This is a genomic window from Paenarthrobacter sp. JL.01a, assembly GCF_025452095.1.
In the GTDB taxonomy this organism is placed as follows: Bacteria; Actinomycetota; Actinomycetes; order Actinomycetales; family Micrococcaceae; genus Arthrobacter.
Window position 1 is genome coordinate 22,522 of record NZ_CP104877.1, and the last position, 26,336, is coordinate 48,857.

Consider the following 26,336-nt stretch of genomic DNA (forward strand, 5'->3'; position numbering starts at 1 on the left):
ATGTACGCATGGATCTTCCGGAACTTGCCCGGCCCGCTGTGGGTGCGGATCCTCACTTCCCTGGTACTGGTGGGAGTAGCCCTGGTACTGATGGTCGAGTTCCTGTTCCCCTGGTTTTCCCAATTCACCACCTTGACTGACTCAACGATTGGTTTAGTGCAGCAACCATGAGCACAACAAAGATTCTGGTAGTAGATAACTACGACAGCTTCGTCTACACCCTGGTGGGCTACCTCCAGGAACTGGGCGCGGAAACAACGGTCGTCCGGAATGACGACGTCACGCTTGCCGAGGCCACGGAACTGGCCGCAACCCGCGACGGCGTCCTCGTGTCCCCGGGACCAGGAACCCCAGCCGAAGCCGGCGTCTGCATCGAGCTCATCAAATGGTGCGGTGAAGCCTCGAAGCCCATGTTCGGCGTCTGCCTGGGACACCAGGCCCTCGCCGAAGCCTACGGCGGAGTGGTGACCCACGCGCCTGAGCTGATGCACGGCAAGACCTCCCCTGTGCGGCACGAAGGCAAGAGCGTCTTTGCCGGCCTCCCCTCGCCCGTCACGGCGACGCGATACCACTCCCTCGCAGCCGTTCGCGACTCCATTCCTGACATCCTGGAGGTCACCGCGGAGACCACGAACGGCGTAGTGATGGGCCTCCAGCACAAAACCGCTCCCCTCTGCGGCGTCCAGTTCCACCCGGAGTCAGTGCTCACCGAAGGCGGCTACCAGATGCTGGGCAACTGGCTGGAATCCCTCGGCATGACCGGCGCGGCCGAGCGTGCCGCGCAGCTGAGCCCGCTGATCAAGCAGTAGCCGCCCGCCCCGGCCCACGCGCTATTTCTTGGTCGGCGTGGGCTTGGGTGCAGGGGTGTCCGTCGGTGTGGGGGTTGGCGTCGGTGTTGGCGGCGGTGCGGGAGCCTTGGCAACCGTAACGGTGACCAACTTGCCCTGATCCACCTCGGTGTTGAATACCTCGCTCTGTGCCGTGACCTTACCCGGTTCGACTTGCGAGTTCTCCTGCTCCACCACTTGCATCATCAAGCCGTTGGCCTTCAGCGCCGCCTCGGCCTCGGCCAGGGGCAGCCCGATGAGCTGGGGCATCAGTACCTTGCCGGAGGAGATCTGCAGCTCCACCGTGGAGGTGGTGGCAATCGGGGCGCCCGGTGCCGGGGCTGTGCCGATGACCTGGCCCATGGGGACGGTGGCGCTGTGCGTCCGGACACTCTTGATGGTGCCCGTGATGCCCAGCCCCCGGAGGGCGTCTGTGGCATTGGCTTCTGTACGCCCCACGATGTCCGCAGGTATGGTCACCGAGCTGGGACCGCTGGAGACCCTGAGGATCACCTCGCCGTCCTGGGTCACCAATGAACCGGCAGCTGGCGTGGTGTCGATTGCCGTGTCCTTGGCGACAGTATTGCTGGGCTCGCGTACGGACTTCGGCACGAGCTTCAGTGAATACAGCTTCTGGATCGCCTGGGATTCGGTCATATTCGCGACCACCGGCACCTCGATCTTGGCAGGCTCGGCGGGCTTGGCGTTCATGAGGTTGTAGAGCCAGAAACCGCCGCCGGCCAGCACCAGGATCGTGAAGATCACCAGGGTGGCGATCCAGGCACGACGGCGGGACCTCTGGTGTGCGGGCCGCTCACGTTCCGGTGGGAGGCCCAGGGGAAGGGATTCCTCCTGTGCCGGTTCGAGGGGCTCGTCCTTGAATTGGTCCACATCCAGCAAACCCACGGCCGTGGCACTAAGGAGCTGCGTGGAGGGGTTATCGTCTTCCACAAGGTCGTTTGGATCGGTGGGGGCTTCGCTGGCCGCGACGGCTGGCACCGGGATGCCGTTGCTCGCGGCGCGGAGGGCTCGACGGAACGCGGCCGCATCCTGGAAGCGGTCCGTTCGGCTCTTCTGCAGCGCCTTGACCAGCACCGAATCCAGGGCCTCAGTGACATCCGGGTTGTGTGCACTCGCAAGGTCCGGGGTTTCGCGGACGTGCTGGTAGGCCACGGACACGGGGCTGTCGCCCACAAAAGGGGGCCTGCTGGTCAGGAGCTCATAAAGGAGGCAGCCAGCGGAGTAGAGGTCGCTGCGGGCGTCCACGGTTTCGCCCCTGGCCTGCTCCGGCGAGAGGTACTGCGCGGTTCCAACAACAGCCTGGGTTTGAGTCATCGTGGCTGCGGAATCGGCCATGGCCCGGGCGATGCCGAAGTCCATGACTTTCACCTCGCCGGTGTCTGCGCACACCATGACGTTGGCCGGCTTGATGTCCCGGTGCACAATCCCGGCCCGGTGGCTGTACTCCAATGCGGCCAGGACACCCAGCGTGTAGCCGATGGAGTCCTCGACACCCAGTTCCTTCGCCTTGATCATGTCCCTGAGCGTGCGGCCCGAAACGAACTCCATAACGATGTACGGAACACGCACGTCTTCCCCGGGGCCGCCCGGAACGGAATACTCTCCCGTATCAAAGATGGCCACGATGGAGGGGTGGTTGAGCGCCGCGACAGCCTGGGCTTCGCGCTTGAACCGGGCCTGGAACTGGGGATCCCGGGCGAGGTCCGCTCGCAGTACCTTGACGGCGATGGTCCGTCCCAGAAGGGTATCTGTTCCCTTGTAGACGTCGGCCATGCCGCCACGACCGATCAACTCACCGAGTTCGTAGCGTTCATTGAGGATGCGCTGTGAAGACACAGGTGTGCTCTCCTCTCGATGCGCGGGGCCGGGACGGGGCGTGGACATGGCGGTTTAGCGGCCTGTTGGAGACGCGGAGCTGGAAGGGTTGGCTGGTGAGGAACCGGGATTGGTTGGGATGAGCTCCTTGGACAGATAGTAGGTCACAGTGGAACCTGCCGGAACCTCGGTGCCTGCGGCCGGCGACGAACGAACGAACGTGCCGGGCTGCTGGCTGATGGAACCGTTGACGTCCTCACCCTTGACGTACTTCAGGCCCGCGCCCTGCAGGGCACTCTGTACCTGGCTCTCGGGAAGTCCGACGCCGATGCTGGGTACTGCAACCATCTCAGGGCCCTTGGAGTAGGTCACTGCGATGGTGGTGCCCGGGTCAACAAGGCCGGTGGGGTTGAGATCGACGACGGTGCCGGGAGCTGCCTGGTTGAAGACCTGTTGGCCGTCTACGCCCAGGCCAAGGTTGCCGAGGGCCGTTCGTACGGAATCAAAGGGCTGCCCAAGGTACTGTTCCGGGATGATGTTGACCTTCTGCGGAGTTGACTGGGTAGGCGTCGGCTTTTCCGAAGTCTGCGTAGGCGATGGCGACGGGGTGGCCGACGACGACGTGGGGCTGGGCGACCGGCTGGTGCTGGCCGACGTCGACTGGCTGGGCGACGGGCTCGGCGAGAAGAAGCCGGACTGCGAGATCAGGAAACCAATCAGCGCGAACAACACCAGGAGAATCAGCGCGACAAGTGGCCACGTCCACGGGCTGCGCTTTTTGCGCTCCGGTTCCGGATCGTCGAAGCGCTCGTCGTCGCTGTAGATGACCTCTTCATCGTCATTCAGCTGCCGTTCCGCCTCGAGGGCGTTGGCACGGGTCAGCGGGTTGTCAGCGGAAGCCGCAGCGGCTCCCACAGCAGCTCCGGCTGCGCCGGCGCCCAACACCGGAAGTGCGGAGGTCGCCGTCGACGACTGCTCCTTGCCGTAAGGCGAAGCCACGACGCCGGTGGGTGCCGTTGCGGTGTTGACCGGCGCCGTGATGGGGCCGGTGGCGCTTTCGAACAACAGCATTCCGGGTACGGCGGCATGTGCCGTGGCGATGTCGCCGTTGCGGATCGCTTCTGCTGCCTCGGCGAGTTTGATGGCGTTGGCCGGCCGGTTCTTGGGGTCCTTGGCCAGCATGGACATCAAAAGCGCGCGTACTGGGACCGGCAGCGTGTCAGGAAGGGGCGGCGGAGCGTCGTTGACCTGCGCCAGGGCGATGGCGATCTGGGATTCGCCGGAGAACGGACGGTGGCCTGTCAGGCACTCGTAGCCGATGACGCCCAGCGAGTAGATGTCCGAAGAACCCGTAGCGGTCTGGCCCGTGGCCTGCTCCGGCGCCAAATACTGGGCGGTGCCCATGACCTGGCCGGTCTGGGTCAGCGGAACCTGGTCCGCCAGGCGGGCGATGCCGAAGTCAGTGACCTTGACCCGGTTGTCCGGAGTGATCAGAAGGTTGCCGGGCTTGATGTCGCGGTGCACCAAGCCCTGCGCATGGGCGACGGCGAGGGCGCGGGCGGTCTGGGCGATGATGGAGAGCGTCATGTCCGGGGACAGCACCTGCTCACGCTCCAGGATGCCGCTCAGCGGGTGTCCCGGGACGAGCTCCATCACGAGGTAGGCCGAACCGGCTTCCTCACCGTAATCGAAGACGTTGGCGATGCCCACGTGGTTCAGGAGGGCTGTGTGGCGCGCCTCGGCGCGGAAGCGCTGCAGGAAGCCGGGATCCCCCGTGTATTCCTCCTTGAGCACCTTGATGGCCACAATACGGCCAAGGATCTGGTCCTTTGCCTTCCAGACCTCGCCCATGCCGCCAATCGCAATGCGACTGGTCAGCTGGAACCTGCCGCCGAGTGTGATTCCCGAAGTAGGCCTCACTTATTCAACACCGCCTCAAAAATCTTCTTCGCGTTCGGACTGGTTAGCTGGGCACCGCTGAGCACGTCCACACCCTCCATGACGATGGTGACGGCTACTTGCGGGTCGTTTGCCGGGGCGAACCCGGTAAACCAAGAGTTGTTCACACCGGAATCCCCGAGTTCGGCCGTGCCGGTCTTTCCGGCCACCTTGATGCCGGGAACGGCTGCGCCCTTGGCGATGCCGTTGTCCACGGCACTGGTCATCCACTCGGTGATCTGGCTGGCAATCGGCTGGGTGGTGCTGGTCCGCAGTTGTTCAGGCTTGGTTTCGCTGATGACCCGGAGGTCAGGGGCGCGAACCGTCTGAACGAGGTTCGGCTTCATCTGCACACCACCGTTGGCGATGGCGGCCGTCATCATGTTGATCTGCAGCGGCGTGGCTTTGACGTCGCGCTGACCCACCGACGACTGGGCGAGCTGGGCCTGGTCAAGGTCCTTGGGGAAGACACTCTTGGCCTGCTGGAGCTTGAGCTGGTCACCGAAAGTCTCGCCGAAGCCGAACTTCTCGGCCTGCTGGCGGATCGCATCCTGGCCAAGATCCAGCGCGATGCTCGCGAACGGCGTGTTGCAGGACTGCTCCAAAGCAAAAGCGAACGACGCCGTCTCCCGGACGTTGCAGTTACCGCCGGCATAGTTGGGGAGGCTGGCATTCGAACCCGGAAGCGGGAGGCTGCTGGGGTTCGGCAGCTCGCTGTCCTTGTTGTACTTGCCGGAGTTCAGGGCAGCTGCGGTGTCAATGAGTTTGAAGACAGAGCCGGGCGAGAGCAGGTTTCCCGTGGGACCGCTGACGTTCTGGTTCAGGTTGATGCCCGGGACCTGGTTCAGCTTGGCCATGTTCGCCTCCGCAGCGGCGGTGTCATGGGTGGCAATCAGGTTGGGGTCGTACGAAGGCTTGGAGACCATGGCAAGGATGGCCCCGGTCTTCGGGTTGGTGACGACGATTGAGCCGCGCTGACCGTCAGGAATGAGGTCGTAGGCAAGCTTTTGGATGGCAGGATCCAAGGTCAGCTCAACGGAGGCGCCCTTGGGTTCCTTGCCCAGGAACATCTGACTGATGCGGTCAAGGAACAACTGGTCCGAGTTGCCCGCCAGCGTCTCGCCCATGGACTGCTCCAGGCCGGTGGATCCAAAGCCCCTTGAGAAGAAGCCGGTGACGCCCGCGTAAAGCTCAGGCTGCGGGTAAGAGCGCTGGAACGCGCAGGATTCCGTTCCCGGTACGGACTCCGCTACCGGTTTACCGCCCACGATGATCGCACCGCGCTCGTTGCAGAAGGTGGCCAGGATGGCGCGCTGGTTCCACGGGTTGGCGTTGAGGTCATCCGCCCCAATGACCTGGACATAGCTGATGGCGCCGAAGATCAATGCGAACATCGCGACAGCGGCCATCCAGGAGCTGCGAATAGCCTGGTTCATTGATGTTTCACCGCCTCGGTTGGTGCGCTTGGGGTCTGTCCTGTTGACGCTTTGACTGTTCCGTGGGAACTGGTGGTCGGGGACTTGTTAACCATGGGAGTGGTGTCCACGGGCCCGCGGGCCGTGTTGGAGATCATGAGCAGCAACCCCACGATGATCCAGTTGGCCAGCAGCGATGAACCTCCGGCGGCCAGGAACGGGGTGGTCAGGCCGGTCAATGGAATGAGCCGGGTGACGCCGCCGATGACCACGAAGCATTGGAGGGCAATCGCGAACGACAAGCCACAAGCCAGGAGCTTTCCGAAGGCATCGCGCGTTCCCAAGGCTGCACGGAAACCCCGGGTGAAGAGCAGCAGATAAAGCATGACCACGGCGAAAAGGCCGATCAGGCCCAGTTCCTCGCCAATGAGGGCCACGATCATGTCGCTGTTTGCGAACGGAACAAGGTCCGGCCGGCCTTGGCCAAGCCCGGTTCCCACCAGTCCGCCATCTGCCATGCCGAACAAACCTTGGACGATCTGCCCGCTGCCGCCGGGGGACCTGCCGAAAACCTCGGGGGTGAAGGCGTTGAGCCAGCTGTCGATCCTGAAGGCAACGTGGGAGAAGATTTTCGACGCGATGAATCCGCCACCGAGGATCAACGCGAGGCCAATGACCACCCAGGAGATGCGGCTGGTGGCCACGTAGATCATCACGATGAAAAGGCCGAAGAAGAGGACCGAGGAGCCCAGGTCGCGCTGGAAGACCAGGACTCCGATGCTCACCAGCCATGCGGTGATCATCGGTCCCAGATCCTTGAAACGCGGGAACTGCATGGGCCCGATCTTGCGGCCTGCCAGGAGGATGAGGTCCCGGTTGGACGAAAGATAACCGGCGAAGAATATGGCCAGGGTGATCTTGGCGATTTCACCCGGCTGGAAAGTCATAGGCCCGATGCGGATCCATACACTTGCGCCCAGCACCTCGCCGGCGGAGATGCCCGGCACCAGGGGCAGAACCAGCAGCAGCGCACTGACTGCGAGCGAGATATAGGTAAAACGACGCAGAATGCGGTGGTCCTTTAGGAACCAGATCACAGCGATGGACACCGCCATGGCAATGAGCGTCCAGCGGAGCTGGTTATTGCCGGTATCGTCTCCCGGTCCGTCCATGCGGTGTATCAACGCCAGTCCGAGACCGTTCAGGGCGACGACAATCGGAAGTATTACTGGGTCGGCATACTTCGCACGGAGCCGGAGGACCACATGGAACGCGAAAGCGGCAACTGCGAGCAGGCTCGACTGGAACCAGAAGTCGCTGTCCAGACCCTTCCCGGAATTGAGGCTGACCAGGGCGCTGGCGCCGATCCCTACGGCGAGGGCCAGCACGATAAGCAGCAGCTCGACGTTCCGGCGGGGCTTGGGGGCGGTTTCGGTCTGGATCATTTTGCCCCCTCACAGGGAGTCGGTACGGGCGAAGGAGTGGGGCTGGCAACTGCCGCCGTGCTTGGTATTGGCACTGTGGCTGTGGGCGTCGGCGTCGCTGATGGCTTGGGAGAGACTGTGCCGGACGGCGAAGTGCTGGGGCAGTTCACCGAGGCGCTGCCGTACTGCTTCAGGTTCTCCACAATCAGCTGGGCGTCGTGGAGGTCACCGGCAGGTACAGTCTGGCGAACGCTCTGCTGGCCGTACTCGGGCAGTGAATCTACCTTGACATCGGTAACCGCTTCGAGCCGGGACAGCTGGATCGGCCCCAACCTCTGGGAGATTCCGTTGAAGATGGCAACACGCTGGTCGTATTCGCCGACGTAGTAGCGCGTCTGGGTCCAGGCGTAGCCAAGCCACAGGCCAACCACAACGCCAAGGACCACAAACGCTGCGACGGCGGGCATCAGCCAGCGGTTGCGGCGGCGGGGAGGTTCATCGATCTCGGCGCGGTCCTGCTCGGCTTTGTGCGTCAGGACTGTGGCGGCCCGGCGTGCCACAGTGCGGCCGGCAACGGTGGGAATGGATCCGGTTTCCGCCGCTGTGGCGGCGGCGCCCACCAGTTCGTGGGGACGGCTGGCCAGTTCCTCGCGCAGGACTTCGGCAGACAGGTGTTCGCCGAGATGGGGGTCTGTGGTGGCGGGTGGTTCGTCGGAAGATTCGGAATCTTCGGACGATTCTTCCGTCTTTTCCGTGTCCTTCGCCTGATCGGCCTCTACGGAGGACGATTCTGAATCCGCCTTTGCGCCGGGCTTTGTTTTTACTGCTGCTGAAGCTTCAGGGGCCTTATCCGACGGCGTCTCGTCGGCGGACTTGGTGGCAGTGACAGCGTCCGGTTCATCGGCTGCAGCAAGCGCTGCGGCCGGTACGACGTCGACGGCGGCCGTGTTGACGTCGTCGACCGTTTCCTCGGCGATTTCCAGCATGACAACGGTGACGTTGTCCGGGGCGCCGGCCTCGAGCGTCAGGTCAACGAGGATTTCCGCGCATTCGCGCAGGTCCTTGGTCTCGCGGACGACGCGCTCCACGACGTGTCCGGCTACATAGTTCAAGCCATCGGAGCACAGCAGCCAGCGTTCGCCGGCTTCGACGTCGAGAATGTCCAGATCCAGCTCAGGGCTGGCGTCAACATCTCCGAGCACGCGCATCAGGACGTTCTTGTGGGGATGGGTTTCCGCTTCTTCGGGACGTAGCCGGCCCTCGTCAATGAGTCGCTGGACGAAGGTGTGGTCGACACTGATCTGCTCGAATTTTTTGTTGCGCAGGCGGTAGGCGCGGGAGTCGCCAATGTGGGCGAAGTGGAGCTTTCGGTCCTCAAGGAGCAAGGCCGTGACCGTAGTACCCATACCGGACAGCTTGGGATTCTGGTGGACCAGCTCGGAAAGGAGGGAGTTGGCGGTTTGGATCTCGTCCGCCAGGACCGTGTCGGCACCGTCGGGGTAATCGTCGTGATCCAGGTGGATCATATCCAGGACTGTCGAGGCGGAAGCGACATCGCCGCCGGCATGTCCACCCATGCCGTCGGCAACCACTGCCAGATGGCGACCCACGTAAGCGGAGTCATCATTCTTGGAGCGGATCCGGCCGACGTCGGAACGCGCCGCGTAGCGCATGATCAACGGGCGCTCCGTGGGCTTTTCCTTGTCCTTGGGGGTCTCGGGAGAGGCCATGGACTATGGCCTCAATTCGATAACCGTCTTGCCGATTCTCACGGGGACACCGAGCTCCACCGGCAAAGCACGCGTGAGCTGCTGATCGGCGAGGTAGGTGCCGTTGGTTGAGCCAAGGTCCTCGATGAACCACCGGCTGCCCTGCGGGAACAAACGCGCATGCCGTCCGGAGGCGTAGTCGTCCTCCAGGACCAGGGTGGCTTCCTGTGCGCGGCCGAGCAGGATCGGGCTGGCGGCGAGGGGAACCGTGGTGCCCTTGAGGGGACCCTCAGTGACAACCAGCTTGCGGGCATGCTGGATGGCGGGCTGCGGTGAGGCGGCCAGTTCGGGATGCTTGCGGACTTCGCGTGCCGTGGGAACTCCGGTCACGGCCTTGCGTCCGATCTGGAAGTCGCGGCGCATGGTGGACACGATGCTGAAGATCAGAATCCACAGCAGCAGGAGGAACCCAAAGCGAAGCGCTGTAATGGTCAGTTCGCTGACATCGTTCACGCGTTGCCACCAGGGGTCTGGGGGAGGAGGCGGAAAATAATCTTGGTACGTCCCATCGTGATGGTTGAGCCGTCTGTAAGCTCCACGCTGCCGTTTACCTTATGTCCGTTAACATAGCTGCCATTCGTGGAGCCGAGGTCCACGGCCCATGTGCTGCCGTGTTCGGTCCGCACTTCAAGGTGCTTCCTTGAAACGCCGGTGTCATCCACCAGAATGTCAGCTTCCGAGGAGCGGCCAAGCACCACGCTGTGGGCGTTGAGCGAGTACCGCTGGCCGTTGATGTCCAAAACCGGTTGGAGGCGCGTGGGCTGCCTGACAGGGGCGGCGGGAACGTTCGCCTGCGGGGGCTGCGGGGCGGGAGCCGCGTCGCCGGACGACTTCTCGGTCCGGGAAGCAATTTCGAAATGCCCCGCCCGTTCTTCGTCATTACGCCGGAAAGAGATCCTGACAGCTCCCTGCAGCGTGTAGCCCTGGCTGCGGACGTGCTGGATGACGACGTCGCACAATTCCTCAGCGAGCGGTGTTCCCCACTCCTGGGCCCTTGCGAAATCCTCATCGCTGAGCAGGACATCGAAAACATTGGGAGCGAGCGTACGCCCGGCGGAGACAGTGATGGACTGGTTGTCCAGTTCCCGCCTCAGTTTGCTCGCGATCTCCACCGGCTCAACCCGTGCCCGCGACCCTGTGGAGAAGACGTTGCGGACGGCTTTTTCAATACCGCGCTCGACTTTGTCCAGCAAACCCATGTTCCTTCTCCTTTCCTTGCCGCGGCACCTGCTGTGCCTGGTCCGATACTCCTGCCGTTGGTCCGTCAGTGCACACACCAAAGTGAGCGCCCAGCGGCCCTTCCACTTCCCGATACTACTGGGACTGACTGGGAATGACCTTAATCCACAACGCCTCGTGCCCCGGAAAAGTTCGCCCGCGGCCCTTGATGGCGGGGCTCCCGGGGATTGAAAAAACCTTGAAATTCCGCGGTTTTCAGGCCATTTATCCCCTTTTGGCAGCCTCGCATCCGCCCCGATTGGTGTTTTGCTCCGGATGTCCGTTATGCTTGATCTCGCTGCTTTTGAAGGAAGCGAAGCTGGGTGACCAGTGGAAGTCCGGAAAAAGAAGTTGCGCGCGAGTGGCGGAACGGCAGACGCGCTGGCTTCAGGTGCCAGTATCCGAAAGGGTGTGGGGGTTCAAATCCCCCCTCGCGCACGCAATCGAAAGCCCCCGATCTATGGATCGGGGGCTTTTTTGTTGCCCGCCCACCCAACTAGGGGACAGCACGCGTCCTAATCAGGCCTCATTAGGGCATGTGCTGTCCCCTGGTTGGGTACGGGCTACGGGAGGTCAGTCGCGCGCGGAACCCGTGAGCCGGCGTCGAGAGTTGCTGAGGTGGAGGCGCATGGCGGCCGCGGCAGCCACGGGATCGCGCTCCGCGATTGCCGCGTAGATGGAGGAGTGCTCGTGGATCACGTGGTCGAAGCGGTCGCGGCTTTCCTGGTCGTCCCCGGCGACGAGGCGCGGGCGGGGCATGGCGATCATGGTTTGGCCGAGCGCGTTGATGCAGTCCGTATAAAAGGGATTGCCGGTGGCCGCCGCAACGGCACGGTGGAATTCGAAATCCGCCTTCATGGCATGCGCAGGATGGGCGACGTTTGCGGTGAACTGCTCCAAGGCGCCGTGGACTGCTTTCAGTTGCAGCTCGCTGTGGTTCTTGGCCGCAAGGGCCGCCGCCTCGGTTTCGACGCCGATTCGGAAGTCCAGCATCTGAAGCCGTTCTTCCATGCTGGACACCGGCCGTGTTCCCGGCGCTTGTGTCGGGCCTTCGGCGGGGGGAGTCAACGCGAAGCTGCCCCGTCCGCGTTCGGTTTCCACAAGGCCCTCGGCCTGCAACCTGGTCAGGGCGGAGCGGACGACGGTCCTGCTCACCCCGAACTCGCTGATGAGGGTGTTTTCGCTGGGGAGCTTTTCACCTGGCTGGATGACGCCGTCGACGATGCGGTTGCGGAGGTCGGCGGCGAGATCCGCGGTCAGGTTTCGGCTCATGGGTTCCAGATTACGCGCCGAACTCCACGGATTCGGTGGTCCACGCACGGGCCTGATCGCTCAAGGTGACGCCAAGTCCGGGACGGTCCGGGACGATCATGCGGCCATTCTTGGTTTCCAAACGTTCCTCAAAGAGCGGGTCCAACCAGTCGAAGTGCTCCACCCAAGGTTCACGTGGATAGGCAGCCGCCAGGTGCAGGTGGATTTCCATGGCGAAATGCGGCGCCAGGCCAAGGCCTCTCTCATCTGCCAGGGCAGCGAGGCGCAGGAACTGGGTGATGCCGCCGACGCGCGGGGCATCAGGCTGGATGATGTCGCAGCTGTTGGCATTGATGAGGCCCTTGTGTTCGGCGACGGAGGCCAGCATCTCGCCCGTGGCGATGGGGGTGTCCAGGATCTGCGCGAGGTGTGCGTGGCCTTCGAAGTCGTAGGCATCCAGTGGTTCTTCGATCCAGATGAGGTTGAACTCTTCCAACTGGCGGCCCATGCGCAGGGCGGTGGCACGGTCCCACTGCTGGTTGGCGTCCACCATAAGCGGCACGTCCCAGCCGATGTGCTCCCGGATCCCGGCCACGCGGCGAAGGTCTTCCTTGGAATCGGGCAGGCCAACCTTGATTTTGATCCCGCCGATGCCCTCCTCGATGGACTGCGTGGCACGTGCTTTGACCTCCTCCAAGGTGGCGTTGAGGAAGCCGCCGGAGGTGTTGTAGGTCGGGACGGAGTCGCGGTAGGAGCCCAGGAGTTTGGCCAAGGGGAGGCCTGCGCGTTTGGCTTTGAGGTCGTAGAGGGCGATGTCGACGGCGGCCAACGCCTGTGTTGCCACGCCTGACCTTCCGACGGAGGCGCCGGCCCAGAGGAGCTTGGTGTAGATCTTGCCGATGTCGTTGGGGTCCTCGCCGATGATGCCCTCGGCGACTTCCTTGGCGTGGGCGTACTGTGCGGGTCCGCCGGCGCGCTTGGAGTAGCTGAAACCCAGGCCGCTGTGGCCCTGTTCGGTGGTGATCTCGGCGAACAGGAAAACGACCTCGGTCATCGGTTTCTGGCGCCCGGTGAAAACTTTGGCGTCGCTGATGGGTACGGCGAGGGGCAATCTCGCGGTGGACAGTTTGACGTGCCGGATGAAGTCGACGGTGCTCACGAGGTCTCCTAAATTGTTTTACTTAGGATACAAGTTGAGTACTTGTTCTACAAGGGATGATGTTTCCGGAGGAGCCCGCCGGTATGGCCATTGGCCTGCCGGCGGGCTGATCCTTCAGCCGCGTTCCACAGGGAGCCACAGTTCGCAGCTCGCTGTGCTGAAGTCCTCCGCGCGGTCGAGGACTGCCACAATCGCTGGTCCTGGACGGAGCCGCCACGGATTGGAGGGGAACCAATCGGTGGCAGTGGAGGCCCACGTGGACTGAAGAACCTCCGGGTAAGCCCCTTCGGCATGGAACACCGCCCAGATGCCCGCGGGAACCTCGATCGCGTCGAGCTCCTGGGGCGCGGGTGTCGATTCGGTGACGGCGACCCCATGAAGGTAGGTCAGCTCGCTGCCCTCCTTATAGTCCGGGTCTACGTCGGCGCTCACCTGGAGCAGGCCACCGGGGTCGGTGTTGCTCAATTCCTTGAGCCGGGCGTGCTCTGCTATTGGCAGTGAGGCGATGTGTGCCTGGATGTGCGGGTTTGGGCCGTTGTGTATAAGCGGTACACGTGCCGAACGACCGATGAGTTTGAATGCCGGCCGTTCTGCGATGCGAGTGTCCATTGTGGTGTTCCCTTCTACGGTCAGGCGGAACCTGAGCTGCGGTTGTGTGCGAAGGGGGCCGCCGTTCCGCCGCACGTCGCTCGGACCGACGCCGTGTACTGATCGGAATGCCCGGCTAAAAGCCTCCGTTGAGCCGTAGCCATACCGCACAGCGATAGCCAGCAGGTCGCCCGTCCCGAGAACGTCCGTTGCAGCCACCGTCATTCGGCGTCTGCGGACGTACTCGGAGAGCGGCATGCCCGCCAGTGATGAGAACATCCGGCGGAGGTGGTACTCCGTCATGCCGAGCCTGACGGCCAAGTCATCAATATTGATCTCCTCGGTGAGGTGACCATCGATAAAATCGACGAGTTGGTTTAGCGCTGAGATCACGGTTCTCCCTTCACCTGCAAGCCTGCTCGTCCGGTTCACCCCGAACCCTACTATCGCGGTCCGATTCGATCACCGCTCGCAGAGCGCCGGTCCTCAACTAGCTTCCAACGCGTCCCTCTCCGTTCCTCACGCACCAGGCGCCGCCGGCACATCCGTCGTCACCACCGGCTTGGGCGCACGCTTCCCGTCCTGCTGCGCCGCCGTCCCGGCCACCACCACCAGCGCAACCCCAACAAGCTGCATCAGCGTGGGCGACTGCGCCAGCACCAGCAGGCCGATGAGCACGCCGAACGCGGGTTCTATCGACAGCAAAGTGCCAAAAGCGGAGTGGGTCATGCGCCGCAAGGCCAGCATTTCCAAACCAAAAGCGATCACCGGAGTAATCAGGGCGATCCCCGCCGCCATCGGCAGAACCCACCACTCAAGCGAGCCACCCAGTACCTGCGGCAACCCAAAGGGCAGGGTGGCCAAGGCGGCAACCGGGATGGTGAGCGACAACCCGCTGATGCCCGAGAAACGATCACCCACATGCTGCGTCAACACGTTGTACAGGCCCCAGCAAACACCGGCCGCCAAGGCGAATCCCACTCCGGGCAGGTCGATCGCGCCATGCCAGGGTTCAGTCAGCAGAACCACGCCGATGAAGGCCAACAGAGGCCATACCAGCGCCTTTCGGCGGTGACTCATGATGCCGGCTACCGTGAGGGGTCCCAGGAATTCGATCGCGACGGCGGTTCCCAGCGGGATACGCTCGACGGCGGCAAGGAAGAACGTGGTCATGAAACCCGTGACCACTCCGAGGGCTACCAGCGCCGGAAGATCCTTACGGCGCAAAGATCGGATGGCCGGTCGGCTGACCATCCACAGGAAAACGACTCCAAAGCACATGCGCAGCCACGCTGTACCTGCCGGTCCGATCTGACCGATCACGCTAACCGACAGGGCATTGGAAAGTTGAACCGCCATCATGGCGGCAACAGCCATGGACCAAGGCGGAAGTCCGCCAATTGCTCCGGAAAGGCGGTTACGCATTGGGAACCTCCGTCCGGTGTCCGGCTCCTACACCAGGCTCGAAGACTGCCAAAGTAAAGCGCGCAGAAGATATGCCGGGGTTGGCATATGAGTGCGGGACATCGCTGCGGAAAGTGATGGCATCGCCGGTATTGAGCTCGTAGCGCTCCGTCTCGATCTCAATGGTGAGTGCGCCGTCCTGCACCTGCAGGAGCTCGCGGGTTCCGGCTGAGTGCGCCTCGCTCTCGTGAAGCTCCCCGGGTGCCAGCGTCCAGTCCCACAGCTCGACGACGTCGGGAGACTCAGTGCCCGCGACCAGCACGCCGCGGCCACCTGAGGGGCCGGTCCAGAGCAGCGCCCCTTCACCTGAACGGGTGATCCTGGCCGCCCGGGGTGCCGGAGGCTCAACAAGTGCAGGCAAGCCCACTCCAAGGGCGTCACTGATCCGAAGGAGGGTTCCGATGCTCGGATTCACGGCGCCTTGCTCAACGCTGACCAGCATCCTGCGGCTCACGCCGGCGAGTTCGGCCAACTTGTCGAGCGTCCAGTCGCGGCCTTTGCGTTCTTGCTTGACGCGCTCCCCGATAACGCGCGCCAAACTCTCTGCACTGTCTTCCATATAGTGCAGCATACTGCACTACTTTGGTACCTGCGTGCCAATGGCATCTCAGTTGATGATCTCTGCCCGCTCATCAGCCTGGATTGCAGCAAGCCGCTCCCGCCACATCTCAAGTGCTTCGGGGGTAAGTCGGGTCCAATCGGTGATTTCTTCAACCACCCTGAGTGGAGCGCCGCTCCGGTAGGAGCGCGTGGGATTGCCGGGGAACTTCTTGTCCGTCACGTTGGGGTCGTTCTCGTAGGGACCAGTGGGTTCCACGCGATAGACGTGCGGCTCACCGTCGCCGGACGCCAGTTCGACGGCAAGCTCCGCCGCCAGTCCGGCACCGTCGCGCAGGGCAGTGAAGTAGATATGGTTCATGACGACGTCGGGCTTGTAGTTCGAGCGGTAGCCCGGCGAGAGAATGTCGCCCGCCCGGACTTCGGCTTTCGTACCGTGATAAAAAGGGCCCTCATCCAGCGGTTCAGTCATGGACCCAGCCTAGGCAACTTACGCCCGCATCGCTCCAAAACCTGCGATCAACGCTTCAAGTCCCAGGCTGAAGGCTGTATCCGTGGGTCGTTCGTGGCCTGCCAGGGACAGCCGGTCCACGGCGGAGGTGAAGTTCGGGACGTCCTCGGCGAGGTCGCCGGCGTCGAAAATGTCCTCGGGAGCGGTGACGTCGTAAGCGGCGCCGAACACGAAGGCTTCCAGTGCCACAATCGCTGAAATGATGCGGTCCTCGGGGAAGCCGGCGTCGCGGAAGCCCGCCGTGACGGCCTCGTACATGGCGAGCGTCTTCGGTGCGTTGGCTACCGGCAGCACCGCGATGATGGGGATCAGGGGAGTGTGTTCTGAGAACACGTCACGGTAGGACCATGCCCAGCGCCTTACGGCAACGTCCCACGGCTCCACGCCAAATGCCGACACATCCACCATCGCGGCCAGATGGTCCTCCAGCAGCACCAGCACGTCGTCCTTGGAGGAGACGTGGTTGTACAGGGCGGACGGGGCAACCCCCAGGGAACGGGCCAACGCCGCCATGGTGAGTCCGTCGTAACCCTTGCTGCTGATCAAGGTGAGCGCCGCCGTCGTAATGCCGTCCTGGTCCAGGATCGCCGCCGTTGGTCGGCCGGCGCGCCGCCGGGACGTCGCGGAGGGGGCTGGGGTTGGTGCGGGCATCGGGAGCCTTTCTGCTGCCTGTGTCCCCAGCATTATTCCACCGGGTCTTCCTTGTCGCTCATTCAGCCGCTACTATGGATATAAATGAATGCCATTCATTTATTGGTCAGCCACCAACGGACGGCCACGGAGAGGACATCATGCAGAATCTTGATCGCGACGTTGTGATCGTCGGTGCCGGACCGTCAGGGTTGACGGCGGCACGTGAACTGAAGAAGGCCGGACTCAGCGTCGCAGTGCTCGAAGCGCGCGACCGCGTCGGCGGCCGCACCTGGACCGACACCATCGACGGCGCCATGCTGGAGATCGGCGGCCAGTGGGTTTCCCCGGACCAGACGGCCCTCATGGACCTGCTGGACGAGCTCGGCCTGAAAATGTACTCGCGCTACCGCGACGGCGAATCCATCTACATCGGCGCAGACGGCAAGGCCACCCGCTACACCGGCGACACCTTCCCGGTCAATGAGACCACCAAGGCCGAAATGGACAAGCTCGTGGCCATCCTGGATGAGCTCGCTGCGGAGATCGGCCCCACCGAACCCTGGGCACACCCCAAGGCACGCGAGCTGGACACCATCTCCTTCCACCACTGGCTCCGCCAGAACTCGAACGACGAGGAAGCCTGCAACAACATCGGCCTCTTCATCGCCGGCGGCATGCTCACCAAGCCCGCACACGCCTTCTCGGCCCTCCAGGCCATCCTCATGGCGGCGTCGGCCGGATCCTTCACGCACCTGACGGATGAGGACTTCATCCTGGACAAGCGCGTGATCGGCGGCATGCAGCAGGTTTCGCTGCTGCAGGCAGCCGAGCTGGGTTCCGACGTCGTCCTCAACAGCCCGGTCCGCACCATCAGCTGGGAAGACAACAACGTCACCTTAGTTTCCGACGGCGCTACCGTGAACGCACGCTACGTGATCATGGCTGTGCCGCCGAACCTGTACTCCCGCGTTTCGTTCAACCCGCCGCTGCCGCGCCGCCAGCACCAGATGCACCAGCACCAGTCCCTGGGCCTGGTCATCAAGGTCCACGCCGTCTACGAGACGCCGTTCTGGCGCGAAGACGGACTGTCCGGCACCGGCTTCAGCGCCGGTGCACTGGTCCAGGAGGTCTACGACAACACCAACCACGGCGACACCCGCGGCACGTTGGTGGGCTTCGTGTCCGATGAAAAGGCCGACGCCGTGTTCGAGCTCAGCGCCGAAGACCGCAAGCAGGCCATCCTGGAATCCATCGCCGGATTCCTGGGTGACAAGGCACTGACCCCCGAGGTCTACTACGAGTCCGACTGGGGCTCCGAAGAGTGGACCCGCGGCGCCTACGCCTCCAGCTACGACCTCGGCGGCCTGCACCGCTACGGCAAGGACCAGCACGCCAACGTCGGCCCGATCTACTGGTCCTCGTCGGACCTCGCGGCTGAGGGCTACCAGCATGTCGATGGCGCGGTCCGCATGGGCCAGGCCACCGCAGCACGCATCGTCGAAGCCAACAAGCTGGCTTCGGTAGCGGTCTAAGCCCCGCGGAAGAGCGCAAAACCTGCAACCGGCAGTCCGGGGGAAGTGCCGTCCCCGGACTGCCGGCAGCACTGTTTAAGGAGAATCATGCGATACGTCGTCGGCTACACCGCCAACGCCAGGGGTCGCGATGCCGTCCACCTCGCCATTGCGATGGCCCGCGGACAGGACGCCAGCCTGGACCTGGTCCTCGTGGTCCCCGAGGACTCGCCGTACAACGCCGTGTACCCGCCTGAGCCGGGCTACGACTCGATCCTCAACGAGCAAGCCCGGCAGTGGCTCGACGACGGACTCGCCCTGGTTCCGACCGATGTCACCGCCCGCGCGCACATCCGCCGCGGAGACTCGGAAGCGCAGGCACTCATTGATGCGGCTGTGGAGTTCGATGCGGCCGCGCTGGTCATTGGAGCCACCAACAACGGCCTGTTCAAACGGTTCACCATCGGTTCAGTGGCCAGTTCACTGCTGCACTCTTCTCCGGTCCCGGTCGCCTTGGCGCCCCACGGCTTTGATCGGACCGCCGGCATCACCCGGCTCAGCTGCGGTTTCGGCGCCCGGCCCGGTGCCGATGAACTGCTCGACGTCGCCGTTGAATCAGCGCGCGACCGCCACCTTCCGCTGCGGCTCGTCTCCCTGTTGGCGCTCGACGGCGGTAACTCGCCCGGGCTCGCCGACGCCGCCTGGGTGCATGCCGCCGACCGTCTTGCCGCCGTCGGGGATTCAACCCCCGGTTCCGGTCCGGACTCCGGGACCGAGCCCGAAATCGTCGTCGCGCAAGGCCGCACGATCGAGGAGGCCGTGGACCGCCTCGAATGGGAAGACGGCGAAATCCTTCTCATCGGCTCCAGCCGCCTGGCGCAGCACCGCGCCACCTTTCTGGGCACCACCGCAAACCGGATCCTGCGTGCCCTGCCAGTTCCAATGATCGTGGTTCCCCGCGACTACACGCGACAGCGCCCCTAGCCGTCGCCCGAGAGGCAATACCCATGTCAACTGCACCAAAGACGGTCCAGTCGAAAGATTCGGCCCTGAGTGAGAAGGGCCTGAAAGCCGGATCGGTGGGCCTCGTCGGCGCCGTCGTGATCGGCGTTTCCTGCATCGCGCCGGCCTATACGCTGACCGCGGCGCTTGGTCCCACCGTTTCCGAGGTGGGTGTCCACCTTCCCGCGATCTTCCTGGTGGGCTTCATCCCGATGCTGCTGGTGGCGCTTGGCTACCGCGAACTCAACAACGCCATGCCCGACGCCGGAACGTCCTTTACCTGGGCGACGCGCGCCTTCGGTCCGTGGATCGGTTGGATGGGTGGGTGGGGGCTCATCGCGGCGACCATCATCGTGCTGTCCAACCTTGCCGCGGTTGCCGTGGACTTCTTTTACCTGATGCTTGGGCAGGTCTTCAGCGACCCCTCTCTTGCCGATCTCAGCAAGATCCTGCCCCTGAACATCGCCACAACACTGGTGTTCATTGCGGTGGCTTGCTGGATTTCGTACCGCGGCATGGAGACCACCAAGGGCGTGCAGTACGTGCTGGTGGCATTCCAGTTGCTGGTGCTTGGGTGGTTCGCTGTTTCCGCGTTTTCGCACGTAGCCAACGGCACGGCCTTTGACGCCACCGCCATCTCACCCGACTGGTTCAACCCCTTTGCGGTGGACTCCTTCACGACCTTCACCGCCGGCGTGTCCCTCTCGATCTTCATTTACTGGGGCTGGGACGTGACGCTGACCATGAACGAGGAAACCCGCAATCCCGAGAAGACGCCCGGCCGTGCAGCAACCGTGACCGTGCTGGTGATCGTGATCATTTACATGACCGTTGCGCTGGCAACCTTGTCCTTCGCCGGCGTAGGGGACACGGGCCTGGGTACGGGAAACCCGGAGAACCAGTCGAGCATCTTCGCCGTGCTGGCGGGTCCTGTGATGGGTCCATTCGCCATTTTGATGTCGCTGGCAATCCTGAGCAGTTCGGCTGCGTCCCTGCAGTCGACGTTCGTTTCTCCCGCCCGGACGCTGTTGGCTATGGGCCACTACAAGGCCATCTCGCCCAAGTTCGGCCGGATCAGCCCCACTTACAAGTCTCCGAGCACCGCCACAATCGCCGCGGCTATCGCAGCTGCAGGCTTCTACGTCATCACCCGGACCGTCTCCGAGAATGCCCTCTGGGACACCATCACCGCCCTGGGCATGATGATCTGCTTCTACTACGGCATCACCGCGCTGGCCTGCGTTTGGTACTTCCGGGCATCCGCCTTTGCCGGTGTTCGCTCCTTCTTCTTCAAGTTCCTGGCGCCCTTGCTGGGCGGCGTGATCCTGTTGGTCATGTTCGTGAAGACTGCCGTTGACTCCTTGGACCCGGCCTATGGTTCGGGCTCATCGGTGGGCGGCATTGGCTTGGTGTTCATCCTTGGAATGGGCGTGATCCTGCTGGGCGTGGTGGTGATGCTGGTGATGTGCAGGGTACGCCCCGAGTTCTTCAGGAACTTCTCCCGCCGAGTTGGCAATTAATGACAATGTCGCGGGGCGGGATTGTCATCAAGTGTCATGTCGCGGCAGCTGTGGGGACGCCCGCTGCCCGCTCCGCTTCGGTTAACGCTTGGGCGAGGCGTTCGACGGCGGCCCGGTAGTCGGTCCCGGCGGTCACCTTGCAGTACTCGGCCTCCCGCATGGCCCGGGTCAGTGCTGCCGTTTCCTGGGTCCGCACGTCCGTCATGGCAGGAAAATCGATGGTCTGTGCCGGATCCAGTTCGTAACGCCGCCATTGGGCCAGGATGCTTTGGTGGCGCGCCGCGTCGTCGGCAAAACCAGCACGACGCCGGGGCTCGGCAGCGTGCACGCGCTCGACTTTCCGGATGGCACCCAAGGTCCCGGCCGCCGTCGTTCCTGCCAGGGCGACCATCACCAATCCGGCGGGTGGCCACTGAACGCTGGGAAGCAGAATGGCGGGTGCAATCACCGTTAATCCCGCGAACAGATCCCAGAAGACCGTGTCCGGCTCAGGCCCGCGACCGTAGGTGAGTTTTCTGCGCAAGACGTATGTTGTTGCCGCGGTTGCAAGAACCAAGGCAACGCCCCACAGGAGCATCATGGCGGGCATCGGACCACCTCCAGGCGAATTCGCTGCTTTGAAACCAGTATGCGCCGGGGGATGCGTGGAGGCGAGGGTGGTTTGTTTCCCCGGCAAATCAGGTAGTGAACTCTCGGTAGACTCGATGTCAGCAGGCAAGAGTCTGCTGCATCGTTAAAAACAAAAGACCCGAGTGCAATCGGGTCTTTGTTCAGCGCGATGCGCTCTTTGGTGCGATTTCAAGGACATACCCTTGACTCTCACACTTCAAGAGTATGCCCCTTCGCGCACGCTGTGCAAACATGCGCGGTCGCACCCTGTCCTCAGTGAGGGGGTGCACCATGTCTCGACGACGTCAACGTCCCGAGCATTGGGGCCGCCTGAACCTGCTGGTCAATCTGGCGCGCTTTGCGTGGGAGATCGTCCGCACGTTCTGGCGAATCGAACCCTAACGGGTTGGCGGCGGCCGCGGATCCATGACCGCGGCCGCCGTCCCGTGGAGGCGAGGGGTCTTCCTGTCGCACCCGGGGCGTAGCCTTGGCACCATGAGACTGAAAATGTGCAGCATCCACGTCAAGGACCCGGCAATAGCTCACACCTTCTACACGGAAACGTTGGGCTTCGAGACCTTGATGGCGATGCCTGAGTACAACCTCTTCATCATCAAGGATCCCGGCGCCGGTGAGAACGCCACCGGGCTGCTCCTGGAGCCCAGCGACAACCCCATAGGCGCGAATTACATGAACGCCGTTTATGAGGCTGGGATGCCCGCGGTGGTCCTCGGCGTGCCCGACGTCCAGGCCGAATACGAGCGCTTGCTGGCTGCGGGCGTGAAGTTCAAGGGAGAGCCGGCAGAGGATCCGTCGGGCATCAGCGCAGTTTTCGACGACGGTTGCGGCAACTACGTCCAACTGCACCAGGACTAGTTAAACAGCTATGGCCGGGACGCGGGTCCCGGCCATAGCTGGATCAAGCCTTATGCGCGGTCGCGCTTGGTTCCCTTGGGAGCATCGCGTTTTGCTGCGGCGTTCTCCCGGGCTTCCTTCGTCGCGGCCTTTTTGTGGGCCTCGTCCTTGACGCGCTGGGCCTCGGAACGGACAGCAGCGTGGGTGGCGCGTTCGGTGACCAGCCACTGCGGGGGAGTCTGCAGCAACTCGGTGATTTCCGCCGTCGTGAGTGCTTCCTCGACGCCGCCGCGGGCCAGGCCGCTGATGGAGATGTTCAGCTTTTGCGCAACTACCGGGCGCGGGTGCGGGCCGTTGCGGCGCAGCTCGGCCAGCCATTCCGGTGGGTTGGACTGGAGTTCGTTGAATTCCTCGCGGGAGATGGACGAATCCTGGAACTCCTGGGGTGTAGCGGGCAGGTAGATGCCGAGTTTCTTGGCGACTGTTGCCGGCTTCATGGACTGGGAGTTCGAGGACGTCATGCTTCAAGGGTATCTGGCCGGTACTGTGAGTGTGTGCCAGATGCTGAAGAATCCACGGAAACTCCCGAGTCCCACCCCGCGCTTCGCTTTGCGTACGTCGCCGGCGTGACTCCCGGAAAGTGGATCCGCCGCTGGGAAGAGCGGATGCCCGAAGTACCGCTGCACTCCTTCATGTCCGACGACGACGCGCAGCTTTCGGTGTTGCGCGACGGTTCCGCTGACCTCAGTTTTGTTCGGTTGCCCGTGGACCGGGACGGTCTGAACGTCATCCCGTTGTATGAAGAGCAGCCCGTGGTGGTTGCACCCAAGGGCCATGAGATCTCAGTGTTCGAGGAAGTAGCCCTGGAGGACCTGGCCGAGGAGAACTTCCTTGACGTAGAGGAAATGGGTGGCCCGGCCATGGCCCTCCAAGTGGTTGCTTCCGGCGCCGGTCTGGTGATCATGCCCATGTCCGTTGCCAGGCACCTGAACGCCAAAGATACTGTGATGCGACGCCTCAGCGGCGCTCCCGGAACCCAGATCGGTCTGGCCTGGCTTGTCGGAACGGACAGCCCGGTGGTGGAGGAGTTCATTGGGATTGTCCGAGGCCGGACGGCGCAGAGTTCGCGCCAACCGTCTGCCAAGCAGGAGAAGCCCAAGAAGGCGCCGAAGCCGGATCGCAGGGGTTCGGGTGCGAAGAAGCCCGCAGTTGCCCAGCGCTACGCTCCGAATCCGGACAAAGGACGCGGCCGCGGTTCGCGGAAAAAGGGCAAGCGCTGACTATTCGCCGTGGATTGCGGCCTGCTGCTGCTCTGAACGGTTGAGATAGGCAAGAAGCAGGTCGCCCGCGCGTTCCAGTTCGCCGGCCTCCAGCGCTGCGCAGATCTGCTCATTTTCGGCGAGCCAGTCGCTGTAGAAGTGCGCGTTGACGGTGGCTTTGTGGAAGTAAAGCCTCATCTCAGCCAGGATCTGGGCCATGATCGTGTTCAGGCGGTTGCTCTCTGCCAAAGCCACGATTGCCCCGTGGAAATGCTGGTTCGCGCTGCCCAGTCCTTCGTTGTCGTCAGCCGCTGCGGCGCGTTTTCCCTCGTCGACGGCGGCCCTGACGGCGGCTATGCGCTCCGGCGAACCTCCCGCACGGATGGAGCTGACCTCGATGGCGCGACGGACGGTGTAGACGTCGTGGATGTCCCCTGCCTCGAGGGTGGCTACGAACACACCTTTGTTCGGCTGGCGGAGCAGGAGGCGTTCGGCGGCGAGCTCGGCAAAGGCTTCCCTGACGGTGTTCCGGGAAACGCCAAGATCCTCGGCGATGGTGGCCTCGGTGAGTTTGGCGCCGGGTACAAGGAAGCCCTCTGCCAGCTGGTAACGGAGTTCCTCGGCTACCCGTTCGGCCACGGAGGGGACCCTGAGCCGCATGCGGGCGCGGGCACCGTCAAGGCCGGGGTGTTCGTCTGATTCCTGATCTGCTCCGGCCATAACCACAAAATTACACGATCGCCGAAAATAAGGATCGCCGGATTGTTGAACAATCCAACACTTTGGTGCATGCTGGATGTAACGCGCATCACGAGGCAGGGATCACACCATGGCAACAATCGACCTGAACAGCGACGTCGGAGAGTCCTTCGGACGCTGGACGCTCGGCGACGACGCTGCCATGTTCCAGTCCGTCTCCAGTGCCAACGTTGCTTGTGGATTCCACGCCGGCGACCCCAGCGTTATCCGCAGCACCAGCGAGAAGGCGGTCAAGGCCGGCGTCGTCATTGGTGCCCACGTCGGATACCGCGATCTCGCGGGATTCGGCCGTCGCTTCATGGATATTGACCCCGTGGAGTTGGCTGACGACGTGGTGTACCAGATCGGTGCGCTGCAGGCTCTGGCAGCTCTTTCCGGTGGCCGGGTGCAGTACGTGAAACCCCACGGCGGCCTGTACAACGCGATCGTCAAGCACACGGCCCAGGCGCGGGCTGTGGTTGATGCTGTGAAATCGGTGGACCCCAACCTTCCGATCCTCGGCCTGCCCGGCTCTGAAGTCCTGCGTTTGGCTGAGGAAGCGGGCCTCCGCGGAATTTCCGAAGCATTCGCAGATCGCGCTTATACACCGGAAGGGACGCTCGTCCCGCGCTCCCAGCCCGGGGCCGTCCTTCACGATTCCGTCGAAGTGGCCGAACATGTCCTGCGGATGGCCACCGAACAATCCGTCAAGGCAATCGACGGTTCCATCCTCAAAATCAACGCAGAGAGCATCTGCGTCCACGGTGACTCACCCGGCGCAGTTGCAATGGCTGCCGCAGTGAAGTCCGCATTGGGCGATGCCGGTGTAACCATCGGCTCGTTCCTCTAACCCACTCCCACTTGGACTCCGCACCACACCTCATCCCCCCGGAGGGCATCATGACCAGCACCAACAACACAGCGAAGGCAGTGACGAGGAAGCCACCGCCCGGCGCACTTAAGGCCTACATCGCCAGCCTCACCGGCACGTCGCTGGAGTACTACGACTTTGCGATCTACTCGGTGGCCTCGGCACTGGTATTCCCCAAGATCTTCTTCCCCGGCAACGACGAATTCGTGGCGCTGCTGCTGTCCTTCTCGGCGTTTGCCGTGGGCTACCTGGCCCGGCCGATTGGTGGCATCATCTTTGGCCGCCTCGGCGACAAGATCGGCCGCAAATACGTCCTCGTCTTCACCTTGGTGCTGATTGGTGTGGCCACAGTCCTTATTGGTGCGCTGCCGGATTACTCAGTGATTGGCGTCGCGGCACCCACCATCCTGGTGCTTTTGCGGCTCGCCCAAGGAATCGGTGTTGGTGGTGAATGGGGCGGCGCGGTTCTGCTGTCCAGCGAATTCGGCGATCCCAACAAGCGCGGATTCTGGTCATCTGCCGCCCAAATCGGCCCACCCGCAGGTAACCTCATGGCCAACGGTGTGCTTGCCGTTTTGGCCGCATCGCTCAGCAACGAAGCCTTCCTCTCCTGGGGTTGGCGGGTGGCATTCCTTGCCTCGGCACTTCTTGTGGTCTTCGGCCTGGTCATCCGCCTCAAGCTTGAGGAAACGCCCGTCTTCAAGGCCATTCAGGCCCAGGGCGATCGTCCCAAGGCGCCCATCAAGGAAGTCTTCACCCAGCAGCCCAAGGCTCTGGTGGCTGCAGCCCTCTCCCGTGTTTGCCCCGACATCCTCTACGCGCTGTTCACGGTGTTCGTGGCCGTATATGCCACCAAGGAACTGGGCATGACCACCGGAAACGTCCTGTCCGCGATCCTGATCGGTTCAGCGTTCCAACTGGTGTTGATTCCAGCTGCCGGCGCCTTGACCGACCGGTTCAACCGCCGCTGGGTTTACGGCATCGCCGCAGCAGCCACAGCTGCCTACATCCCGCTGTTCTTCCTGATGATCCAGGGCAAGTCAGTCCTGATGCTCACCATCGGCACCGTGATTGGCCTGGCACTGCATGCCTTCATGTATGGGCCCCAGGCAGCCTTCATCACCGAGCAGTTCCCGGCCAGGCTCCGTTACGCCGGCAGTTCGCTGGCTTACACCTTGGCAGGCGTGATCGGTGGAGCAGTGGCACCCATCATCTTCACCGCGCTCTATGGTGCAGCCAACCACGGCTGGTACCTGATTGCCCTCTACCTCCTGGCTGCAGCCATCGTCACCATTGTCGGCATGCTCTTGGGTCGCGATCCCCAGCCGGAAGAAGAAGAGCGTTTGCTGCAGACCGCCAACACCCAGCCAGCGGCTTAGT

The 26,336-nt window shown here is 63.2% G+C and carries 26 protein-coding genes and 1 tRNA gene; 10 read left to right on the forward strand and 17 right to left on the reverse strand.

Annotated features, from left to right (window positions below):
• Together N5P29_RS00125 and N5P29_RS00130 are read left to right on the forward strand one after the other, a co-directional pair.
• Positions 1-171, forward strand: a complete 171-nt coding sequence (locus N5P29_RS00125) for a hypothetical protein (RefSeq protein WP_017199770.1) — start codon at positions 1-3, stop codon at positions 169-171.
• Positions 168-809: an aminodeoxychorismate/anthranilate synthase component II gene (locus N5P29_RS00130; RefSeq protein WP_262276698.1), complete on the forward strand. Its 642-nt coding sequence runs from the start codon at positions 168-170 to the stop codon at positions 807-809. Before N5P29_RS00125 ends, N5P29_RS00130 begins: the two co-directional genes overlap by 4 nt.
• A 21-nt stretch (positions 810-830) precedes the next feature.
• Here the strand turns inward: N5P29_RS00130 and pknB are convergent, their stop codons facing one another.
• From pknB to N5P29_RS00165, 7 genes are read right to left on the reverse strand one after another with little or no spacing between them, the layout of a single operon-like run.
• Positions 831-2,732: a Stk1 family PASTA domain-containing Ser/Thr kinase gene (gene pknB, locus N5P29_RS00135; protein WP_262276699.1), complete on the reverse strand. Its 1,902-nt coding sequence runs from the start codon at positions 2,730-2,732 to the stop codon at positions 831-833.
• Between the two features lie 6 nt (positions 2,733-2,738).
• Positions 2,739-4,583 carry a protein kinase domain-containing protein gene (locus N5P29_RS00140; RefSeq protein ID WP_262276700.1) on the reverse strand — a complete coding sequence of 615 codons (1,845 nt, stop codon included), beginning with the start codon at positions 4,581-4,583 and terminating at the stop codon, positions 2,739-2,741.
• Positions 4,580-6,037, reverse strand: coding sequence for a peptidoglycan D,D-transpeptidase FtsI family protein (locus N5P29_RS00145; RefSeq protein ID WP_262276701.1), 1,458 nt, complete (start codon positions 6,035-6,037; stop codon positions 4,580-4,582). Before N5P29_RS00145 ends, N5P29_RS00140 begins: the two co-directional genes overlap by 4 nt.
• Positions 6,034-7,461, reverse strand: coding sequence for an FtsW/RodA/SpoVE family cell cycle protein (locus N5P29_RS00150; RefSeq protein ID WP_262276702.1), 1,428 nt, complete (start codon positions 7,459-7,461; stop codon positions 6,034-6,036). Before N5P29_RS00150 ends, N5P29_RS00145 begins: the two co-directional genes overlap by 4 nt.
• Positions 7,458-9,170, reverse strand: a complete 1,713-nt coding sequence (locus N5P29_RS00155; protein ID WP_262276703.1) for a PP2C family protein-serine/threonine phosphatase — start codon at positions 9,168-9,170, stop codon at positions 7,458-7,460. The genes N5P29_RS00150 and N5P29_RS00155 overlap by 4 nt, the downstream gene beginning before the upstream one ends.
• 3 nt (positions 9,171-9,173) lie before the next feature.
• Positions 9,174-9,662, reverse strand: a complete 489-nt coding sequence (locus N5P29_RS00160; RefSeq protein ID WP_262276704.1) for an FHA domain-containing protein FhaB/FipA — start codon at positions 9,660-9,662, stop codon at positions 9,174-9,176.
• Positions 9,659-10,408 (reverse strand): FHA domain-containing protein, encoded by a 750-nt coding sequence (locus N5P29_RS00165; protein ID WP_262276705.1) that lies wholly within the window; start codon positions 10,406-10,408, stop codon positions 9,659-9,661. The genes N5P29_RS00160 and N5P29_RS00165 overlap by 4 nt, the downstream gene beginning before the upstream one ends.
• A 374-nt stretch (positions 10,409-10,782) precedes the next feature.
• Here N5P29_RS00165 and N5P29_RS00170 point away from each other — a divergent pair.
• Positions 10,783-10,865 (forward strand) — tRNA-Leu (locus N5P29_RS00170).
• Between the two features lie 135 nt (positions 10,866-11,000).
• On the opposite strand, the gene N5P29_RS00175 is transcribed toward N5P29_RS00170, so the two are convergent.
• From N5P29_RS00175 to N5P29_RS00205, 7 genes are all read right to left on the reverse strand, one after another.
• Complete coding sequence (locus tag N5P29_RS00175) at positions 11,001-11,699, reverse strand: FadR/GntR family transcriptional regulator (protein WP_262276706.1); 699 nt, start codon at positions 11,697-11,699, stop codon at positions 11,001-11,003.
• A gap of 10 nt (positions 11,700-11,709) precedes the next feature.
• Entirely contained in the window at positions 11,710-12,837 is a 1,128-nt protein-coding gene (locus tag N5P29_RS00180; RefSeq protein WP_262276707.1) for an L-talarate/galactarate dehydratase, read from the reverse strand.
• Between the two features lie 114 nt (positions 12,838-12,951).
• A complete protein-coding gene (locus tag N5P29_RS00185) occupies positions 12,952-13,818 on the reverse strand; it encodes an AraC family transcriptional regulator (RefSeq protein WP_144660167.1) in 867 nt (288 codons plus the stop codon).
• A gap of 126 nt (positions 13,819-13,944) precedes the next feature.
• A complete protein-coding gene (locus N5P29_RS00190; protein WP_262276708.1) occupies positions 13,945-14,850 on the reverse strand; it encodes an EamA family transporter in 906 nt (301 codons plus the stop codon).
• Positions 14,843-15,448 carry a helix-turn-helix domain-containing protein gene (locus tag N5P29_RS00195; protein ID WP_262276709.1) on the reverse strand — a complete coding sequence of 202 codons (606 nt, stop codon included), beginning with the start codon at positions 15,446-15,448 and terminating at the stop codon, positions 14,843-14,845. The genes N5P29_RS00190 and N5P29_RS00195 overlap by 8 nt, the downstream gene beginning before the upstream one ends.
• 48 nt (positions 15,449-15,496) lie before the next feature.
• Positions 15,497-15,919: an NAD(+)--rifampin ADP-ribosyltransferase gene (gene arr / locus N5P29_RS00200; RefSeq protein WP_262276710.1), complete on the reverse strand. Its 423-nt coding sequence runs from the start codon at positions 15,917-15,919 to the stop codon at positions 15,497-15,499.
• Between the two features lie 18 nt (positions 15,920-15,937).
• Positions 15,938-16,642, reverse strand: coding sequence for a TetR/AcrR family transcriptional regulator (locus tag N5P29_RS00205; RefSeq protein WP_262276711.1), 705 nt, complete (start codon positions 16,640-16,642; stop codon positions 15,938-15,940).
• Positions 16,643-16,749: 107 nt separating this feature from the next.
• Between N5P29_RS00205 and N5P29_RS00210 the strand changes: the two genes are divergently transcribed.
• The 3 genes from N5P29_RS00210 (at position 16,750) to N5P29_RS00220 (ending at position 20,624) form a co-directional block, all read left to right on the forward strand.
• Entirely contained in the window at positions 16,750-18,123 is a 1,374-nt protein-coding gene (locus tag N5P29_RS00210) for a flavin monoamine oxidase family protein (protein WP_262276712.1), read from the forward strand.
• Between the two features lie 87 nt (positions 18,124-18,210).
• A complete protein-coding gene (locus tag N5P29_RS00215; protein WP_262276713.1) occupies positions 18,211-19,086 on the forward strand; it encodes a universal stress protein in 876 nt (291 codons plus the stop codon).
• A gap of 23 nt (positions 19,087-19,109) precedes the next feature.
• Positions 19,110-20,624, forward strand: coding sequence for an APC family permease (locus N5P29_RS00220; protein ID WP_262276714.1), 1,515 nt, complete (start codon positions 19,110-19,112; stop codon positions 20,622-20,624).
• 34 nt (positions 20,625-20,658) lie between these two features.
• Here N5P29_RS00220 and N5P29_RS00225 read toward each other — a convergent pair whose 3' ends face one another.
• Complete coding sequence (locus N5P29_RS00225) at positions 20,659-21,213, reverse strand: hypothetical protein (protein ID WP_262276715.1); 555 nt, start codon at positions 21,211-21,213, stop codon at positions 20,659-20,661.
• Positions 21,214-21,728: 515 nt separating this feature from the next.
• Here N5P29_RS00225 and N5P29_RS00230 point away from each other — a divergent pair.
• Positions 21,729-22,109, forward strand: a complete 381-nt coding sequence (locus N5P29_RS00230) for a VOC family protein (protein WP_262276716.1) — start codon at positions 21,729-21,731, stop codon at positions 22,107-22,109.
• 50 nt (positions 22,110-22,159) lie between these two features.
• Here the strand turns inward: N5P29_RS00230 and N5P29_RS00235 are convergent, their stop codons facing one another.
• Positions 22,160-22,609 (reverse strand): DUF5997 family protein, encoded by a 450-nt coding sequence (locus N5P29_RS00235; RefSeq protein WP_262276717.1) that lies wholly within the window; start codon positions 22,607-22,609, stop codon positions 22,160-22,162.
• Between the two features lie 33 nt (positions 22,610-22,642).
• On the opposite strand from N5P29_RS00235, the gene N5P29_RS00240 reads away from it, so the two are divergent.
• Positions 22,643-23,368, forward strand: coding sequence for a LysR family transcriptional regulator substrate-binding protein (locus tag N5P29_RS00240; protein WP_262276718.1), 726 nt, complete (start codon positions 22,643-22,645; stop codon positions 23,366-23,368).
• Here the strand turns inward: N5P29_RS00240 and N5P29_RS00245 are convergent, their stop codons facing one another.
• Positions 23,369-24,067, reverse strand: a complete 699-nt coding sequence (locus N5P29_RS00245) for a GntR family transcriptional regulator (protein WP_262276719.1) — start codon at positions 24,065-24,067, stop codon at positions 23,369-23,371. It abuts the gene before it with no gap.
• A 109-nt stretch (positions 24,068-24,176) separates the two neighbouring features.
• Between N5P29_RS00245 and N5P29_RS00250 the strand changes: the two genes are divergently transcribed.
• Together N5P29_RS00250 and N5P29_RS00255 are read left to right on the forward strand one after the other, a co-directional pair.
• Positions 24,177-24,935, forward strand: a complete 759-nt coding sequence (locus N5P29_RS00250) for a LamB/YcsF family protein (protein WP_262276720.1) — start codon at positions 24,177-24,179, stop codon at positions 24,933-24,935.
• 50 nt (positions 24,936-24,985) lie between these two features.
• Positions 24,986-26,335 carry an MFS transporter gene (locus tag N5P29_RS00255; RefSeq protein ID WP_262276721.1) on the forward strand — a complete coding sequence of 450 codons (1,350 nt, stop codon included), beginning with the start codon at positions 24,986-24,988 and terminating at the stop codon, positions 26,333-26,335.
• The last annotated feature ends 1 nt before the right edge of the window (position 26,336 follow it).